Annotated in this window: 16 protein-coding genes; 14 read left to right on the top strand and 2 right to left on the bottom strand. The window is 66.1% G+C overall.

Annotation, left to right across the window (positions count from 1 at the left end; genetic code table 11):
* Positions 1-117 precede the first annotated feature (117 nt).
* The 4 genes from ABUA37_RS13220 (at position 118) to ABUA37_RS13205 (ending at position 4,351) form a co-directional block, all read left to right on the top strand.
* Positions 118-861, top strand: a complete 744-nt coding sequence (locus tag ABUA37_RS13220) for a response regulator transcription factor (protein WP_349899681.1) — start codon at positions 118-120, stop codon at positions 859-861.
* On the top strand, positions 858-2,345 hold the full coding sequence (locus tag ABUA37_RS13215; RefSeq protein ID WP_349899680.1) for a sensor histidine kinase: 1,488 nt from the start codon (positions 858-860) through the stop codon (positions 2,343-2,345). Before ABUA37_RS13220 ends, ABUA37_RS13215 begins: the two co-directional genes overlap by 4 nt.
* An 85-nt stretch (positions 2,346-2,430) precedes the next feature.
* Positions 2,431-3,279, top strand: a complete 849-nt coding sequence (locus ABUA37_RS13210) for an NAD-dependent epimerase/dehydratase family protein (RefSeq protein WP_349899679.1) — start codon at positions 2,431-2,433, stop codon at positions 3,277-3,279.
* A complete protein-coding gene (locus ABUA37_RS13205; protein ID WP_349899678.1) occupies positions 3,272-4,351 on the top strand; it encodes a hypothetical protein in 1,080 nt (359 codons plus the stop codon). The genes ABUA37_RS13210 and ABUA37_RS13205 overlap by 8 nt, the downstream gene beginning before the upstream one ends.
* A 77-nt stretch (positions 4,352-4,428) precedes the next feature.
* On the opposite strand, the gene ABUA37_RS13200 is transcribed toward ABUA37_RS13205, so the two are convergent.
* Positions 4,429-4,929: a MarR family winged helix-turn-helix transcriptional regulator gene (locus ABUA37_RS13200; RefSeq protein WP_349899677.1), complete on the bottom strand. Its 501-nt coding sequence runs from the start codon at positions 4,927-4,929 to the stop codon at positions 4,429-4,431.
* A gap of 92 nt (positions 4,930-5,021) precedes the next feature.
* Between ABUA37_RS13200 and ABUA37_RS13195 the strand changes: the two genes are divergently transcribed.
* From ABUA37_RS13195 to rplL, 3 genes are all read left to right on the top strand, one after another.
* On the top strand, positions 5,022-5,954 hold the full coding sequence (locus ABUA37_RS13195; protein ID WP_349899676.1) for an NADP-dependent oxidoreductase: 933 nt from the start codon (positions 5,022-5,024) through the stop codon (positions 5,952-5,954).
* A gap of 344 nt (positions 5,955-6,298) precedes the next feature.
* Positions 6,299-6,811 (top strand): 50S ribosomal protein L10, encoded by a 513-nt coding sequence (gene rplJ / locus ABUA37_RS13190; protein WP_349899675.1) that lies wholly within the window; start codon positions 6,299-6,301, stop codon positions 6,809-6,811.
* Between the two features lie 72 nt (positions 6,812-6,883).
* Positions 6,884-7,270, top strand: a complete 387-nt coding sequence (gene rplL, locus ABUA37_RS13185) for a 50S ribosomal protein L7/L12 (RefSeq protein ID WP_349899674.1) — start codon at positions 6,884-6,886, stop codon at positions 7,268-7,270.
* A 446-nt stretch (positions 7,271-7,716) separates the two neighbouring features.
* Here rplL and ABUA37_RS13180 read toward each other — a convergent pair whose 3' ends face one another.
* Positions 7,717-8,745: a LacI family DNA-binding transcriptional regulator gene (locus tag ABUA37_RS13180; RefSeq protein ID WP_349899673.1), complete on the bottom strand. Its 1,029-nt coding sequence runs from the start codon at positions 8,743-8,745 to the stop codon at positions 7,717-7,719.
* Between the two features lie 319 nt (positions 8,746-9,064).
* On the opposite strand from ABUA37_RS13180, the gene ABUA37_RS13175 reads away from it, so the two are divergent.
* From ABUA37_RS13175 to ABUA37_RS13145, 7 genes are all read left to right on the top strand, one after another.
* The gene (locus ABUA37_RS13175; RefSeq protein ID WP_349899672.1) at positions 9,065-10,408 is read left to right on the top strand and encodes an ABC transporter substrate-binding protein; all 1,344 of its coding nucleotides are present in this window, start codon (positions 9,065-9,067) and stop codon (positions 10,406-10,408) included.
* Positions 10,409-10,534: 126 nt separating this feature from the next.
* On the top strand, positions 10,535-11,665 hold the full coding sequence (locus ABUA37_RS13170; protein WP_349899671.1) for a carbohydrate ABC transporter permease: 1,131 nt from the start codon (positions 10,535-10,537) through the stop codon (positions 11,663-11,665).
* Entirely contained in the window at positions 11,662-12,642 is a 981-nt protein-coding gene (locus ABUA37_RS13165) for a carbohydrate ABC transporter permease (protein WP_349899670.1), read from the top strand. The genes ABUA37_RS13170 and ABUA37_RS13165 overlap by 4 nt, the downstream gene beginning before the upstream one ends.
* A 67-nt stretch (positions 12,643-12,709) precedes the next feature.
* Positions 12,710-14,554 (top strand): ABC transporter ATP-binding protein, encoded by a 1,845-nt coding sequence (locus ABUA37_RS13160; protein ID WP_349899874.1) that lies wholly within the window; start codon positions 12,710-12,712, stop codon positions 14,552-14,554.
* Between the two features lie 143 nt (positions 14,555-14,697).
* Positions 14,698-16,062 (top strand): cystathionine beta-synthase, encoded by a 1,365-nt coding sequence (locus ABUA37_RS13155; RefSeq protein WP_349899669.1) that lies wholly within the window; start codon positions 14,698-14,700, stop codon positions 16,060-16,062.
* 26 nt (positions 16,063-16,088) lie between these two features.
* Positions 16,089-17,234, top strand: coding sequence for a cystathionine gamma-synthase (locus tag ABUA37_RS13150; RefSeq protein WP_349899668.1), 1,146 nt, complete (start codon positions 16,089-16,091; stop codon positions 17,232-17,234).
* Between the two features lie 89 nt (positions 17,235-17,323).
* The gene (locus ABUA37_RS13145; protein ID WP_349899667.1) at positions 17,324-18,331 is read left to right on the top strand and encodes a LacI family DNA-binding transcriptional regulator; all 1,008 of its coding nucleotides are present in this window, start codon (positions 17,324-17,326) and stop codon (positions 18,329-18,331) included.
* Positions 18,332-18,423 lie beyond the last annotated feature (92 nt).

The raw sequence follows: 18,423 nt of genomic DNA, 5'->3' as shown, positions 1-18,423 counted from the left end.
GGAAACGTAAGAACGGACTGCAAGAGTCAAAAGTGTCGCGGGCCGCGGAATCCGACTCGCAGTGACAGCAGAGAGGGCTCATAGCAAACTCCAAGCGGCGGAGTGCTGAATACTCCTGTGACCACTGACTCTGCCCGCGCATCCACCGCCAAGCTCCTGCGCGCGGACGGCTCGCCCGTTCGGGTGGTCGTCGTCGACGACGAGGCCTCGCTCAGCGATCTCGTGGGCATGGCGCTGCGGTACGAGGGCTGGGACGTGCGCACGGCCGCCGACGGGCAGAGCGCGCTCTCGACCATCCGAGAGTTCAAGCCGGATGTTGTCGTCCTCGACGTCATGCTGCCCGATAACGACGGCCTGCAGGTGCTGAGGCGCATGCGGGCGGACGGTCGCGACATCCCCGTGCTCTTCCTGACCGCCAAGGACGCGCTCGACGATCGCATCGCGGGGCTCACCGCTGGCGGAGACGACTACGTCACCAAGCCCTTCAGCCTCGAGGAGCTCGTGGCGCGCCTGCGCGGACTCATCCGTCGCTCGACCCTCGTGATCACCGACGCCGTCGACCCGATCCTGCGCGTGGGCGAGCTGACGCTCGACGAGGAGAGCTACGAGGTGCGTCGGGGCGATCGTCAGATCGAGCTGACCGCCACCGAATTCGAGCTGCTGCGCTTTCTCATGCGCAATCCGCGCAAGGTGATGAGCAAGTCGCAGATCCTCGATCGGGTGTGGAGCTACGACTTCGGCGGCCGCTCGAGCATCGTCGAGATCTACATCTCCTACCTGCGCAAGAAGGTCGACGCGGGAGCGGCGCCGATGATCCACACGGTGCGTGGCGTGGGCTACCTGATTAAGGCAGCCGGATGACGCGGGTCGCCCCGCGCAGGCGCTGGTCTCTGCGCAGGCGCCTGGTCTTCGCTCTCGTCGGGCTTCTCGCGGTCGTCTCGATCGTGATCGGAACCGTTAGCGTTTTGGCGCTGCAGGGCTTTTTGATGGGTCGCCTCGACGAGCAACTCACGGCGGCGACGGGTCGCTCCGAGGGAGGCTTCGAACCGATGGAGCTCGAGGAGCCCTCGGCGCAGCTCTTCATCCAGGTGCTCAATCGGCAGGCACCGGGCACGGTCGTGGCCCTGATTTCCGGCCGGGCGTCGATCGGCGTCGAGAAGGACGAGGAGACGGGGCAGCAGCACCAGTTGAGCGGAGCCCAGACGCGGGCGCTCTCGGTGGCGCCCGCGAACGGCGCGCCGACCACCGTCGAGCTCGGGGAGACGCTCGGCGACTATCGGGTGGTCGCCAGGACCTTCTCCAACGGCGACAGACTCGTCACCGGCCTGCCGCTCGCCGACGTGAAGGGCATTCTCGCGCGCGTCAGCGTCGTGATCGGCATCGTCACCCTCCTCGGACTCGCCGTCGCGGCCTTCCTCGCCACGGTCATCGTGCGACTCGCGCTGCGTCCCCTCCAGCGGGTCGTCGACACCGCCACGCGCGTCTCGGAGCTGCCGCTCGACCGCGGCGAGGTGGCGCTCGCCGTGCGGGTACCCCCGAGCGACGCCGATGCGCGAACGGAGGTCGGCCAGGTCGGGGCCGCGATCAATCGCATGCTCGGCCACGTGGCATCCGCTCTGATCGCCAGGCAGGCGAGCGAGCAGAAGGTGCGCCAGTTCGTGGCGGATGCCAGTCACGAGCTCAGAACGCCCCTGGCCTCGATCCGCGGCTACTCCGAGCTCACCCGCCGCGCCGGACACGAGTTGCCCGAGGACGTCGTGCACGCCATGGGCAGGGTGGAGTCGGAGGCCACCAGGATGACCTCGCTGGTGGAAGACCTTCTGCTGCTCGCCCGGCTCGATGAGGGGCGCGACCTCGATCGCGCCGAGGTGGACCTGTCGCGCGTGCTCATCGACGCCGTAAGCGACGCGCACGCCGCCGGCCCTGATCACGAGTGGTCGCTCGACCTTCCAGACGAGCCCGTGCTCGTGCAGGGCGATGCGCCTCGGCTGCACCAGGTGGTGGCGAATCTGCTGGCGAACGCCCGCGTGCACACCCCGCCCGAGACGAAGGTGCGGGTGGCGCTCGCGATCGAGTCGAGCGACGGCACCGACGGGGCGGCCGCTCGCGCGGTCGTGACGGTGACGGATCACGGCCCCGGCATCCCGGAATCCCTTCAGGCCACGCTGTTCGAGCGCTTCGCTCGCGGCGACGGCTCTCGCTCGCGTGCCGCGGGCAGCACCGGCCTCGGACTCGCGATCGTGCGTGCCGTCGTTGCGGGCCACGGTGGAACGGTGTCGGTCGAGAGTGAGCCGGGTCGCACGGTCTTCCGAGTCGAGCTCCCGCTCGTTCCCGCGGTTCCCTGAGCCCGTCGAAGGGAACACTCCCGCCTACTCCCGCGAGCATCCGCCGCGTGCGAAACTGGTAGAAGCGACACTGCAAAGGACCCGAATGAACATTGCGGTAACGGGCGGGAACGGAAAGCTGGGCGGCGCGGTCGTCCGGTACCTCCGTGACTCCGGCCATAACGTCACATCCCTCGACGTCGTCGGCCCGCGAGAGCCGGGCTTCACGCGCGTCGACTTCACCGACTATGGGCAGACCGTCGATGCGCTGTTCGGCATCAACGACGTGCACGACGGCCTGGATGCCGTGGTGCATCTTGCCGCCATCCCGGCGCCCGGGCTCATGGCCGATTCGCAGACCTTCCACAACAACATGGCTGCGACCTTCAACGTGTTCCAGGGCGCTCGCCGCGCTGGCATCAAGACCATCGTCTACGCGTCAAGCGAGACCGTGCTCGGGCTGCCCTTTGACACGACTCCGCCGCCGTACTTCCCGGTCGATGAGGAGTATCCGACGCGGCCCGAGAGTGTCTACTCGCTCACGAAGCACCTCGAGGAGGAACTCGCCACCAAGCTCGTGCGCTGGGATTCCGAACTCAGCATCACCGCGCTGCGATTCTCCAACGTGATGGCGCCGGAGGACTACGCCGAGTTCCCGTCGTTCGACGCCGACCCGCGCCTCCGCAGCTGGAACGCGTGGGGCTACATCGATGCGCGGGATGGCGCACAGGCGATCGCCCGCGCGCTTGAGGCCCGCCGTCCCGGCTTCGACCGCTTCATCATCGCCGCAGCAGACACCGTGATGAGCCGCTCGAGCGCGTCGCTCGCCGCCGAGGTGTTCCCCGGCGTCGAGGTGAAGCGCGAACTCGGCGAGCACGAGACCCTTCTGTCCATCGACAAGGCGCGCCGCATCCTGGGCTACGAGCCACAGCACTCGTGGCGTGACCATGTCTGACCATGCCCGCTTTGGGCGTGGATCACGGAGGTTTCCCCTCGCACTCCTCGTGGTATTTCTCGGCGCGCTGATCGCGATCGTGGCCGCGACCTCGCAGGCCCGGGGTGACGAACCCGCGGTTCCCGAAGACGTCGCGGGCTACTTCGCCACAGGCCTCGTTCCCCGCCTGGCCGACCTCTACGGCTCGCCGGGCAGCACAGACCCGGCTTCGACCTTCGACGAGACCACGAAGGTGGGCGCCATCGATCGGCTCCTCGCCTGGACGCCCGAGTTTCTCTCCGGACAGAAGACCGATGCGCCGACCCAGCTCACCAACACCTGGATCGCACCGGTCACCGCGAATCAGGGCACCATTCTCGGCCTCGCCGCCGTGTGGATCAACCCCGGCAACAACAAGGTCGAACTGGCCGACTTCTCCCGCGGTCGCGCCCTCGTCGACGCGCTCGCCAGGGCGCCGAAAGACACGCGGCTGATCGACGACACCGTGCAGCACGCCTGGTTCGCCACCGACGGCACGACTCTCACGCCGCTCGTTGTCGGCAGCTCCGGTGCGAGGGCACCGCTCACGCCCGCCGAATACCAGAAGATCCTGCTCGCGAAGGCGACGCCGGCGCAGACTCCGCAGCAGGCGACCAACCCCGGCCTTCTCCTCTCGAGCATCACGCTCGGCGCGGTCGTGGTGCTGCTGGCCGTCTTCATCCTGTTGCCCGGCCGAGGGGGCAAGGGCACCAGCACCGCGGATGCCGTGCCGACGACCCGCAGGAATCCCCGGCAGGAGGGCGACAGGGCCTTCGTTCGCGAGGCCTCCCGCACGGAGGCGCGCGCCAGGGTCCGCGCCCGTGCTGCGGTGAGCGCCGAGGCCGGTCTCGTGGACGCCATCGCCGAGTCGGAGGCGCGCACTGCTGCCCAGGGGCCGACCCGACTCTCCGCAGGGGCTGCAGCTCCTCTGCCCGCGCCGCGATTGGTGCCGCCGCTAGAGCCCGCGAAACCGACGAAGACCACTGCGGCGACGTCTGCGACCGCGAAACGTCCAGCGGCAACACGAACGGCCGAGAAACCTCCCGTCGGCTAACCGCCCACTCGTCAGGGCTGGGTCAGTGATGCACGCTCCGCGTCGATGAATCGAGGGCCGGATGACGGGAGCGGCTCTTACGAGCTCTTTCCACGGCGGGGCCTGGCCGAGCGTGGCGGGTTCGCGCGGAGATGGTCGGCTGCCGTGCCCAGGATGCGGGCGAGGTCGTCAATGTCTTCGTTCGAGAGGGCGGCGAACAGCAGTGCCTGAAGGGCCTCGATGTGGCCGGGGAATACGGCTGCAAGCACGGCGCGGCCGGCGTCTGTGAGCGTGACGATGGTGCTGCGCTCGTCTTCGGGCGAGGGCGAGCGGGTGACGAGCTCGCGTTGTTCGAGCAGCTGAGCCTGGTACGTCAGCCCGCTGCGGCTATAGACAACGCCGTCGGCGAGGTCCGTCATGCGCAGCTGGCCGTCGGGAGCGTCGCCCAGACGTGCGAGCAACTGGAACTGGACATAGCTGAGTCCGCCCGCGTCACGGAGCTGCTTCTCGACCGAGTGGTGCAGCAGGCTGCTGACCTCCGTGAGGGCGAAATACGCCCTGAGCTGGTACGGAGTCAGGGACGCGGGCTCTTCGGTCATAGTGCAAACACTAGCACTTGCTTCGATTTCGAAGCAGTGCTACTGTCTGATTAATTGCTTCGAACTTGAAGCATTTGACGAAAGGGAAAGTCATGAAGGCAGTGCGGTTTTACGAGGTTGGTGGGCCCGAAGTTCTCCGGTACGAGGACGTGGAACGGCCGGAGCCGGCCGCCGGGCAGGTGCGCCTGCGAGTCGCGGCGTCGGCGTTCAACGCGGCAGACGCCGGAATGCGAGCCGGGTTCCTGCCCATCCCGGTCATGCTGCCCCATGTGCCCGGCTACGACGTCTCCGGAACGGTCGACGCCGTTGGCGACGGTGTTGACGCTTTCGCGATCGGTGACGCGGTGATCGGGTTCCTGCCCATGGAGCGGGACGGAGGCGCGGCGGAGTATGTCCTCGCGCCCGCGGATGCGGTTGTGCCGGCTCCGTCGAGCATTCCGCTGGCTGACGCAGCCGCGTTGCCGTCGGTGGCGTTGACGGCCTGGCAGGCGCTGTTCGATCACGGCCAGCTCAAGGCAGGTCAGCGCGTGCTCATCGTTGGTGCAGGTGGCGTCGTGGGCAAGTACGCGATCCAGCTCGCCAAGCGGGCGGGCGCGCACGTGATTGCCACCGCGAGCCCACGGAGCATCGGCGCAGTGCGAGCGGCAGGCGCCGACGAGATCATCAACCACACCCAGGCCGATGTTCTCAGCGCCGTCGATGGGCGAGTCGACGTGCTGCTCAACCTGGCCCCGATCGACCCGGAGCAATTCGCAGCGTTCGTCGCACTCGTGCTCGACGACGGCATCGTCGTGAGCACTACCGCTTTCATGGAGACGCCGGGTGACGACAGCCGTGGCGTACGCGCATCCACCGTGTTCGTCCTTCCGAACCGCGACCGGCTCGCCGAACTGGTGTCGCTCGTCGACGGCGGCAAGCTCACGGTCGAGGTAACGCGCCGGATCCCGCTCGGCGAGCTGCCTGCCCTCCATCTCGAGGCCGGCGAGGGTCGCGTCACCGGAAAGGTCATCGTCCTCCCTGCATGAACCTGCAGCAGCAGCCGGAGACCCCGGACGACGTCGCACACGCCGCCGCGGGGGTTCCTCTGCGACCGGCCACGGTGCCTCGGATGCTGGCTTCGGCCCAACTTGCACGGCGCCCAGCCATCCCGTACTCTGAACGGAGCCAAAGACCGCAGGTTATCGGCGTGTGCAGAAATGCACCGGCGATCCAAAGCTCGCTCATGGAGTGAGAACCAGCGCAGGTGTGTGAAGTAGATGTCTTCAACAAGACTCCAGCTCCGTGCGCTTGCGCCGGAGCTTTTTTCGTGAGCATGCCGGTCCAAGCCGGCGCCCAGTCGGGCGCTGTACTAACGAAATTGAGGAGCCACATGGCGAACAAGGAAGCTTCGGTTGCCGAGCTTACGGATCTGTTCCGTAACTCGACCGCTGTATTGCTCACCGAGTACCGCGGCCTCACCGTTGCGCAGCTGAAGACGCTGCGAAAGAGCATCAGTGAGAACGCAACTTACGCCGTGGTGAAGAACACGCTGACCAAGATCGCGGCAAACGCGGCCGGCATCAGCTCGTTTGACGACGAGCTGGTCGGCCCATCCGCTATCGCGTTCGTACACGGAGACCCCGTCTCCGTCGCGAAGGGACTGCGCGACTTCGCCAAGGCAAACCCTCTGCTCGTGATCAAGGGCGGTTACTTCGACGGTAACGCCCTCACCGCTGCAGAGGTCACCAAGCTCGCCGATCTTGAGTCCCGGGAAGTGCTGCTGGCGAAGTTCGCCGGCGCAGCCAAGGCCTCGCTGTTCGGTGCGGCTTACCTGTTCAACGCTCCGCTGTCGAAGGCCGTTCGCACGGTCGACGCGCTGCGCGAGAAGCAGGACCACCAGTAAGACTTCGCGAACCACGGTCCGCTCGCGGACCAGGCCACGCGGCTATCACCACCACATACAAGGAGAAAAACCATGGCAAAGCTGTCAAGCGACGACCTCATCGAGGCATTCAAGGAGCTCACGCTCATTGAGCTCAGCGAGTTCGTCAAGAAGTTCGAAGAGGTCTTCGAGGTCACCGCTGCTGCTCCCGTCGCCGTTGCTGCGGCCGGTGGCGCTGCTGCTGCTCCCGCCGAAGAGGTCGAGGAGAAGGACTCGTTCGACGTCGTCCTCGACGCCGCTGGCGACAAGAAGATCCAGGTCATCAAGGAGGTTCGCGCACTGACGAACCTCGGCCTGGGCGAGGCGAAGGCCGTCGTCGATGGCGCACCGGGCAACGTGCTCGAGGGCGTCAACAAGGAGACCGCCGAGAAAGCGAAGGCTCAGCTCGAGGCTGCCGGCGCCACCGTCACCCTCAAGTAGTCAACTGCGAGGCGCCATCCCGTCAGGGGTGGCGCCTTCGTGCTTTTAAGCCGCAGCTGCGGCGTGTTTACCGGCCTCATTAACGCGCCAGAGAGAAAACGAAGAGTACTTGCATAAGGCTTGTCGTGTCCGCCATAATGGGGACGCAGCTGACGCAAAAAACGATGGTAGTTGAAGCAGTCATTTGTGGGCTTTTTCCGAGCGAAGCGCGAGTTCTAGACAGTCTTACCCTCTGGCTAGCCCCCGGCTCCAAGCGTTGAAGCAAGGATGTGGTTCACCCCCGCGTCGAAGTGAGGTTCTTCGGCGAAGCTCCACAACAACACAGTGTCGTAAGGCACGGTGCCGCGCGGTCCCTGGCGCGACACCACACAACAGCGCAGATGTGGGCGCCCCTCATTGGAAGGGGCGCCCACAGTCATGTCCGGGGCGCTTCGGTTACCTGCTGCTCAGTCTCGAGGCGTGGATGCGCGCGGCGGCGCGGTGGTGCTGCGTCGCACCTTGAGGTTCACGGGCATGGTGATCGCCTGTTCATCGCCGGCACCGTCATCCGCCATTTGGTCCATCACAAGCTCCACGGCCCGAGTTCCCTGCCGCGAGGGGAACTGCTCGAGGGTGGTCAGTGCGAACATGGTTGCGAGGTCGTGTCCGTCGATGCCGATCACCGAGAGTTCCGCCGGGATCTGGATGCCGAGCTGCCGGGCGGCCACGATGACGCCGATCGCGATCTCGTCGCATCCGGCCACGATCGCGGTGGGCCTGGAGCGCGGGTCGGCGAGCAGCGAGAGCGCCGCGTTGTAGCCTCCCGGGATGCTGAACACCGCCGGTTGGAATCGCACGTTTTCGGCAAGCCCGGCCGCGGTCATCGCCTGGGTCACTCCCGCGAGTCTCTGGGAATGCACGCGAAAGTCCATCTGCTCCTCGGGATCACCGCCGAGGTGCACGATGCGCGTGTGACCGAGGCTCAGGAGGTGCTCGGTGGCTCTTCTTGCCGTCTCGACGTCGTCGATGCTCACCGAGGAGATGCCGTTGACCGTGCCACCGATGCCCACGATCGGCTTGCCGAGCGCTCGCAGCATTGCCACCTCGTGCTGGCTCAATTCGATGCCGACGGCGATGACCGCATCCACCCTCTTGCGCACAAGAAAGTAGTCGAAGACGCGCCGACGCTGCGTCTCGTCTTCGCTCAGCCGGTAGAGCGTGAGATCGTAACCGGCCGCGATGAGCGAGGACTCGATACCCTCGAGCACCTGCGAGAAGAACCAGCGACTGATGAACGGGATGACCACACCAACGTTGCGCGTTCGGCCGGTGACCAGGCTCGAGGCGTTCGACGACACGACGTAGCCGATCTCGGCGGCCGCTGCCTCGACGCGGGCGCGCGTCTCCTGCGAGACGTAACCGTGCCCGCTGAGCGCGCGGGATGCCGTCGATTTCGAGACACCGGCGAGGCGAGCGACGTCAGCAATCGCGCTCACATCCTCACCCCCGTCGACTATGACCCGTGCCCGGCCAGCCTAACCACAAACTCGCGTGGCATGGAACCGGTTCCAGAAATGGCCCTCTCGCTGGGCATCCGACCGGATGTGATGTCAGGTGGAGACTCTTGCGAACGTGATCCGAACGTTAGATTTCGCGGCATGCTAAGCGCTTGCATAACCGTCCGGCCATGCCGTAGCTTGTCGAATGGAACCGGTTCCCTACCCTCGCATCAGCGGGCACCGGACCACTTGCACCGAGTCAGCCCCGCGCTCACCACCCAAGATTTGCGGGATGACCTCAACGAGGAGGAAATCAATGAGTCGAACCTTGCACCGCCGCCTCATCGCGGGAGTCGCATTCGCGGCAGTCGCGAGCATGGCGCTGGCCGGATGTTCCGCAGACAGCGGCAGCGGCAGTTCAGACAAGGGTCCGGGCGATCACGGCAAGGCCGATGGCGTCGTCACGATCTATGGCACCATCGCAGACACCGAGGCCGAGCTTCTACAGAAGTCCTGGGCTGACTGGGAGAAGAAGAACAAGATCAAGATCAAGTACGAGTCCAGCAAGGAGTTCGAGGCGCAGATCGGCGTTCGGGCGCAGGGCGGCAACGCTCCCGACCTGGCCATCTTCCCGCAGCCCGGTCTCCTCGGCGACCTCGCCAGCCGCGGCTACGTGCAGCCTGCTCCGGACTCGGTCAAGGCCAACCTCAAGAAGTACTGGTCCAAGGACTGGGCCGGATACGCGACCACCGACGGCACGATCTACGGCGCCCCGCTCATGGCGAGCGTCAAGGGTTTCATCTGGTACTCCCCGAAGACCTTCAAGGAGAACGGATGGCAGGTTCCCACGACCTGGCAGGGACTCCTCGACCTGACCAAGACCATCCAGCAGAAGACCGGATCCGCACCCTGGTGCGCAGGGTTCGGTTCGGATGCCGCGAGCGGCTGGCCGGGCACCGACTGGGTCGAAGACCTGCTGCTTCGCCAGTCCGGCGCAAAGACCTACGACGAGTGGGTCAGCCACAAGGTGAAGTTCACCGACCCGGCCGTCAAGAAGGCGCTCGACTCCGTCGGCGACATCCTGAAGAACCCGGCCTACGTCAACGCGGGCTGGGGCGACGTGAAGTCGATCAACACCACCGCCTTCGGTGACGTTGCAACCACCCTCAACAACGGCAAGTGCCTCATGACTCACCAGGCGTCATTCTTCGACGGGTTCATCTCCGACCCGAAGAACGGCGGCGGCAAGGTTGGACCGGATGCTGACATCTGGGCGTTCATGACGCCTCCGATCGACGCCTCGGCCGGCCCGGCGGTCACCGGTGGTGGCGAGATCGTCGGAGCATTCTCCAACGACGCAGACACCATCAAGGTGCAGAAGTACCTGTCGAGCCCGGAGTGGGCGAACAGCCGCGTGAAGCTCGGCGGTGTCATCAGCGCCAACAGCGGTCTCGACCCGGCAAGCGCGTCGAGCCCCATCCTGCAGCAGGCCATCAAGACACTTCAGGACCCGAAGACCACCTTCCGGTTCGACGCGTCTGACCTGATGCCAGGCGCCGTCGGTTCTGCCGCGTTCTTCAAGGGCATGGTCGACTGGATCAACGGCTCCTCCTCAGACGAGGTGTTGAAGTCGATCGACGCCGCCTGGCCGACCGACTAGAAGCAGAAGTCATCGAGCGGGGCTGACAGGTTCCGGCCTGTCGGCCCCGCTCATCCCTTGCTACGGTGTGCTCAGCGCTCCGTCGCCTGAACCGTTGAGTCCACCGCTGCACTCGAAAGGGTTTCAATGTCAGACTTCCTGACCTGGATAGCGGGCCTGCCAGCGCTCGCCCAGATTCCGCTCGTGATTCTGGCGTTCCTCATCGTCATCGCGCTGGTGCTCTTCTTCGTCGAGATCGCTCCCCGCACGGGCAGGCGCTACACGATCATCCGTCTCGCCGTGTGCGTCCTCGCGCCCGCGATCGCCTTCCTTCTGCTGGGCTCCGTGGCGTGGGCCGCGGCCGTCGCCGCGGTTCTCGGTGGCGTGCTCTTCATCATCGACTACCGCTCGAGGGAGGGCGCGGGCTACCTGTTCCAGCTGCTCGGCTTCCTCGGCCCGGCGATCATCCTGCTCGCCATCGGCCTCATCTACCCCACCATCAAGACCACGATCGACTCGTTCTACAGCGGGCGCGGGCGGTTCATCGGCTTCGACAACTTCGTGTGGATCTTCACGCAGGAGTCCGCCATCCGCACGGTGCTGAACACGATCGTCTGGGTGCTCATCGCCCCGATCGTCTCCACGGCGATCGGGCTCGCCTACGCGGTCTTCATCGACAAGTCGCGCGGAGAGAAGGTCTTCAAGGCCCTCGTCTTCATGCCCATGGCCATTTCCTTCGTCGGTGCGAGCATCATCTGGAAGTTCGTCTATGCGGCTCGCCCGCAGGACCAGAACCAGATCGGTGTGCTCAACCAGATCATCGTGTGGCTGGGTGGGCAGCCCGTGCAGTTCCTGCAGAACTCGCCCTGGAACACGCTGTTCCTCATCGTCATCCTGATCTGGATCGAGACCGGATTCGCCATGGTCATCCTGTCGGCGGCCATCAAGGGCGTGCCGACGGAGCAGCTGGAGGCGGCAGAGCTCGACGGTACGAACGGGTGGCAGCGCTTCGCGAACGTGACGCTGCCCGGCATCCGGCCCTCGCTCATCGTGGTGCTCACCACGATCTCGATAGCCTCGCTCAAGGTCTTCGACATCGTGCGAACCCTCACCGCCGGCGCGAACGACACGAGCGTCATAGCGAACGAGATGTACACCCAGTTCAAGACCTTCGAGACGGGCCGCTCGGCCGCGTTCGCCGTGGTGCTCTTCCTGCTGGTACTGCCGATCATCGTGTACAACGCCAGACAGATCAAGAAGCAGAGGGAGATCCGATGACGTCGACAATCCCGGCAGAACTGCCGCTCGATCGCACCACCAGGGATCGGCTCGCGGAGGGCGAACGGCGCATCGAAGGTTCGATCGTGCGCAAGACTAAGAAGCGGCTCACCAGCCGCGGCGCGACGGCCGCTGCGCTCATCATCGCGGTGCTGTGGACGATCCCCACCTTCGGCCTGTTCATCTCCTCCGTGCGTCCCGGTGTGCTCGTGCAGACGACGGGCTGGTGGACGATCTTCCAGAACTGGGGCTTCACGTTCCAGAACTACACAGACGTGCTGAAGTCGGGCAACAGCCAGCTCGACCTCGCCGGCTCGTTCATCAACTCGCTCGCGATCACGGTTCCCGCAACGGCGTTCCCGCTCGTGATCGCGGCGCTCGCCGCCTACGCCTTCGCCTGGATCGACTTCAAGGGCAAGAACTGGATCTTCATCGGCGTCTTCGCGCTGCAGATCGTGCCGCTGCAGATGGCGCTCGTTCCGCTGCTGAGCCTCTTCTCGCGCGGTCTTCGAATCGGCAACGTCAACGTGTTCTCGAGCCTCGGTTCCACCGACGGTTCCTACGCCCAGGTGTGGATCGCGCACACGATCTTCGCGCTGCCGCTCGCGATCTTCCTGCTGCACAACTTCATCTCCGAGATCCCGGGCGAGGTCATCGAGGCAGCGAAGGTGGACGGCGCCGGGCACGGGCAGATCTTCTTCAGGATCGTGCTGCCGCTCACCATGCCGGCCATCGCATCCTTCGCCATCTTCCAGTTCCTCTGGGTCTGGAACGACCTGCTCGTCGCGCTCATCTTCGCGAGCGGCGAGGCCGCCCCGATGACGAAGCTGCTGGCCGAGATCACGGGAAGCCGCGGTCAGGACTGGAACCTGCTGACGGCCGGTGCGTTCATCTCCATCCTCGTGCCGCTCATCGTGTTCTTTGCCCTGCAGCGCTTCTTCGTGCGGGGCCTCCTCGCAGGCAGCACCAAGGGCTAGTCGCACGCTGCGCGCGAACACGCACGCTCGGCGCCACGGCGCACCGTAGGGTTTACGAGTGAGCGGGATGCGCGGTGGTGGTGCAAGGAGCGTCCGCGTGAGCGGGGCGGATGCGCGTGCCCAGCGGGCAGCGAACGCCGACGCCCCGAAGATCCCCGGCCTCGTTCGCCGCATCGGAGCCCTCTTCGTTCCACACCGTTCCTCGCTCGTTGTCACCGCCGTGCTCGTTGTCGTGGGCGCGGGACTCTCGGTGCTGCCGCCGCTGCTGACCAAGGAGGCCTTCGACCTGGGCCTGTTCCCCAGGGGCGGCCCGAACGTGCCGATGCTGGTGGGCATCGTCTCGCTCATGATCCTGATCTACGTCTCGTCCGCCGCGCTCGGCGTGTGGCAGACCTGGCTCACCGCTACCGTGGGCAACAAGGTCATGGGTGCTTTGCGCATCCGACTGTTCAGCCACCTGCAGCTCATGGAACTCGCGTTCTTCACGCGCACCAAGACCGGCGTCATCCAGTCCAGGCTGCAGAACGACGTCGGTGGCGTGGCGAGCGTGCTCACCAACACGGTGGCGAGCGTGCTCGGCAACACGGTCACCGTGATCGCCGCCTTCGTGGCGATGCTGCTGCTGTCGTGGCAGCTGACGCTCGTCGCCGTCGTGCTCATGCCGGTGCTGGCGCTCGCCCAGCGTCGGGTCGGGCAGGTGCGCGCGCGCATCGCGACCCAGACGCAGGAGTCGCTGAGCGACATGACCGCGATCACTCAGGAGACGCTCTCGGTCTCCGGCATCCTGCTCGCCAAGAGCTTCAACCAGCAGCAGGCCGAAGTCGGCCGCTACTCGAACGAGAACGACAACCAGGTGCGTCTCCAGGTGCGCCAGCAGATGAGCGGCCAGTGGTTCTTCGCGCTCGTGCAGATCTTTCTCGCCATCATCCCGGCGGTGGTCTACCTCGTCGCCGCGTGGCTCATCCTCGGCGACGTTCCGGTCACGGCCGGAACGATTGTCGCGTTCACCACGGTGCAGGCGCGACTCATCTTCCCACTGCTCGGGCTCATGCGCGTCGCCCTCGACCTGCAGACCTCGCAGGCGCTATTCGCCCGCATCTTCGAGTACCTCGACCTGCGGCCGGCGATCAAGGATGCTCCCGACGCTCGCGAGGTCGACCCGGCCAAGCTCGGCAGCGTCGAGTTCGACCGCGTGACTTTCGCCTATCCCGACGCCGGCCGGGAGGCCAGCCCCACGCTCGACGAGGTCTCCTTCGCCATTGAGCCGGGCCAGTTCGCCGCGTTCGTCGGACCCTCGGGAGCCGGCAAGACCACCGTCTCCTACCTGATCCCGCGGTTTCACGAGGCGTCGAGCGGCCGCATCCTGTTCGCCGGTGACGACGTGCGCGAACTCCGACAGGACTCGCTCGTCTCGAACATCGGCATCGTCAGCCAGGAGACCTACCTCTTCCACGCCACGATCGCCGAGAACCTGCGCTACGCCAGGCCGGATGCGAGCGACGCGCAACTCATCGAGGCCGCCAGGGCCGCAAACATCCACGCCACGATCGCGTCGTTCCCCGAGGGTTACGACACGGTGGTCGGGGAGCGCGGCTACCGGTTGAGCGGCGGGGAGAAGCAGCGCATCGCGATCGCCAGGGTCATCCTCAAGGACCCGAGGGTGCTCATCCTCGACGAGGCCACGAGCGCGCTCGACTCCGTCTCGGAGCGCGTCGTGCAGGACGCGCTGGATGCGGCATCCGCCGGTCGCACGACCATCGCGATCGCGCACCGGTTGTCCACGATCGTCGGTGCGGACGTGATCTTCGTCGTCTCGGGCGGCAGGATCGTTGAGCGCGGCACCCACGCGGAGCTCGTCGCCGCGGAGGGAACCTACGCGAAGCTGTACGCGGAGCAGATCACCCGCCGCTGAGCACCCGTGGGAAGCACCCGCGGTTAGGTGGGTTGAGTGCTCGCGCAGCGAGTGTATCGAAACCGCTGCGCGAACCGTTCCCGTTGCCCGCCCGCAGGGGTAACAGACGACTCGCGCACAGCGGCCATTGGTAGATTGGCGTGGTGAAGTACGCAGAAACTGTCCTCGACCTGATTGGCAACACGCCACTGGTCAAGCTTCAGCATGTGACCGACGGGATCGCGGCCACCGTGCTCGTCAAGGTCGAGTACCTGAACCCTGGTGGCTCGTCCAAGGATCGCATCGCCACGCGCATCATCGACGCGGCGGAGCGCGAGGGCAGGCTCATGCCCGGGGGCACGATCGTCGAGCCGACGAGCGGCAACACCGGCATCGGGCTGGCGCTCGTCGCCCAGCAGCGCGGTTACCGCTGCGTGTTCGTTCTGCCAGACAAGGTGGGCGAGGAGAAGCGCAACGTGCTGCTCGCCTACGGCGCCGAGGTCGTGGTCACACCGACCGCCGTCGCGCCGGAGAGCCCGGAGTCGTACTACTCGGTGAGCGACCGGCTCGCCCGCGACATCCCCGGTGCCTTCAAGCCCAACCAGTACTCCAACCTCAACGGGCCGCTCAGCCACTATGAGACGACGGGGCCGGAGATCTGGCGAGACACCGAGGGCAAGGTCACGCACTTTGTCGCAGGAGTCGGCACCGGCGGCACCATCAGCGGCGTTGGCAAGTACCTCAAGGAGGTGTCGGATGGTGCGGTGCGCGTCATCGGCGCAGACCCGGAGGGTTCCGTCTACTCGGGCGGCAGTGGCAGGCCATACCTCGTTGAGGGCGTCGGCGAAGACTTCTGGCCCGAGGCCTACGACCCCACGGTGGTCGACGAGATCATCGCATCGTCGGATGCCGAGTCCTTCGAGTTCACGCGGAGGCTCGCCCGGGAGGAGGGCCTGCTCGTCGGCGGTTCGAGCGGGCTCGCCGTCGCGTCCGCCCTCAAGGCGGCGAAGGATCTGCCGGCGGATGCCGTCGTGGTGGTCCTGCTTCCGGACGGCGGCCGCGGCTACCTGAACAAGGTCTTCAGTGACAAGTGGATGCAGTCCTACGGGTTCACGCAGCTCGCCGAGGAGCGCACCGTCGCCGACGTCATCAGTCACAAGACGGGTGCGCTGCCCGACCTCGTGCACGCCCACCCGTCCGACACCGTGCGCGACGCGATCCAGATCATGACCAAGTACGGCGTCTCGCAGATGCCCGTGCTCAGCGCAGAGCCGCCGGTGGTCATCGGTGAGGTCGTCGGTGCGCTCGAGGAGCGGTCGCTGCTCGACCACGTCTTCACGGGTGATGCCCAGATGACCGATCCGGTGGAGAAGTTCATCGGTGCTCCGCTCGGCCTCATCGGTATGCACGAGTCGATAAGCGATGCGCGCGCCGCGCTCGGTGAAGCGGATGCCCTGCTCGTCGTCGAAGACGGCAAGCCCGCCGCCGTGGTCACCCGCCACGACCTGCTCACCTTCCTCTCCGATTAACTCGGAAACCTACAGAAAGAACCTCAGTGTCACAGCAGCAGGACTTCAGCACTCGCGCCATCCACGCCGGCCAGGCCTTCGACCCCCGCACCGGCGCGATCATCCCGCCGATCTACCAAACCTCCACCTTCGTGCAGGACGGCATCGGCGGTTTGCGCGATGGCTACGAGTACACCCGCAGCGCGAACCCCACCCGGGATTCTCTGCAGGAGCAACTCGCAAGTCTCGAGGGCGGCGCGCACGGCTTCAGCTTCAGCTCCGGGCTGGCGGCGGAGGACATCCTGCTTCGCTCCGTGCTGCGACCGGGCGACCACATCATCATGGGCAATGACGTCTACGGCGGAACGCACAGGCTCGTGAGCAAGGTACATGTCCCGTGGGGCATAAGTCTCGACACGGTCGAGATGTCGGACCTGGATGCCGTCCGCGCGGCCATCCGCCCGGAGACACGGATCCTGTGGGTGGAGACCCCGAGCAACCCGCTACTCAAGATCACGGACATCGCCAAGCTCGCGGAACTCGGCCACGAGGCGGGAGCTCTCGTCGTCGTCGACAACACCTTCGCCTCGCCGTACCTGCAAAACCCGCTGGCCTTCGGCGCGGACGTGGTCGTGCACTCGACGACCAAGTACCTGGGTGGTCACTCCGACGTGCTCGGCGGCGCCCTCATTCTGAACGATGACGAACTCGCGGCCAAGGTCGGCTTCCTGCAGTTCGCTGTTGGTCCGGTTTCCGCACCGCTGGATGGCTGGCTCACGACGCGCGGGATCAAGACGCTCGCCGTGCGCGTCGAGCGGCACTCCTCGAACGCGCAGGCCATCGCCGAGGTGCTCGTCGGGCATCCGGCGATCGAGCGCGTCTACTACCCGGGTCTGCCCACCCACCCCGGGCACGAACTCGCTGCGCGGCAGATGCGCGGCTTCGGCGGCATGCTGTCTGTCGCAGTGCGCGGTGGCGCCGAGGCCGCGCGCAACTTTGCCCAGTCGACCGAGATCTTCCAGCTGGCCGAGTCACTCGGCGGCGTCGAGTCCCTCATCGGCTACCCCTCGGAGATGACCCACGCCTCGGTGCGCGGCACCGCGCTCGAGGTGCCAGATAACGTGGTGCGGCTCTCGGTGGGTATCGAGGGCGTCGACGACCTCATCGCGGACGTGCAGCAGGCCCTGAAGTAGCCGGGCACGCACCGGGCCAGCCGTAGGTCATAATGGTGCTCAACTAATGTGACCGTACACATTGCCGACGGAGCCGGGTAGCAGACACCATGGAAGCAGACAGGGTTCGCGCCCCGAACATCCGTGATGTGGCGCGGCTCGCAGGCGTGTCGTACCAGACCGTGTCCCGCGTGCTCAACAACTCCGAGAGCATCCGGCCGAGCACGAAGCAGCGCGTGCTCGAGGTCATCGAAGAGATCGGTTACCGTCCGAATCAGGCGGCCAGGGCCCTCGTCACCAGCAGGTCGCGCACCCTCGGCGTGCTGACCGCGCAGACGGCGCACTACGGTCCGGCGACGAGCCTGCGCGCGATCGAAAGCGCGGCCCGGGATGCCGGCTACCTCATCAGCACGACGAGCCTCGTCTCGAGCGACTACGACTCGATCAGGGAGAATCTCGAGTACCTCACGAACCAAGCGGTCGAGGGGCTTCTCGTGATCTCGCCGCAGGTGCAGGTCTTCGAGGCGATCAAAGAACTCGACGTGAAGCTGCCGCTCGTCACCCTCGACTCGACGGGCCGCGATGCCCCACGCAGTCTCTCCGTCGACCAGATCTCGGGCGCGCGCGCCGCCACCCGCCACCTCATCGAGCTCGGCCACAAGGAGATCGTGCACCTCGCCGGTCCACAGGACTGGATCGAGGCAGAGGCGCGGATGCAGGGCTTCCTCGAGGAGATCAACGACGCCGACCTCAGAACCCACCCTCCGATCCTCGGGGACTGGACCGCCGAGTTCGGCTACCAGGCCGGCAGGGAACTCGTGGTCTACCGCGACTTCACCGCGGTCTTCGCGGCGAACGATCAGATGGCACTCGGGCTGCTGCACGCCTTCCGCGAGGCCGGGCTCGATGTGCCGGGTGACGTGAGCGTGGTCGGCTTCGACGACATCCCGGAGGCCAGGCACTACTGGCCGCCGCTCACGACCGTGCGCCAGGACTTCGCGGAGATCGGGCGCCGGGCCGTCGCGATCCTGCTGGGCGAACTGCACGGCGAGACCCGCACGGACTACGAGCAGATACTGCCCCTGTTGCGAGTGCGAGCGTCGACCGCGCCCCACTGAGCGCTTCCGGATGGTCGCGCGCGAAAGTTGCGTCGCCGTTATCGAACCGTGAGGAAGGCCAACTTGACACGGTGAGGGGCGCGAGGCAGCAT

The sequence above is a fragment of the Parafrigoribacterium soli genome (assembly GCF_040227235.1).
Classification (GTDB): Bacteria; Actinomycetota; Actinomycetes; order Actinomycetales; family Microbacteriaceae; genus Parafrigoribacterium_A; species Parafrigoribacterium_A soli.
The sequence above is the reverse complement of the archived record's forward strand: the minus strand, read 5'-3'. Positions and strand labels throughout refer to the sequence as shown.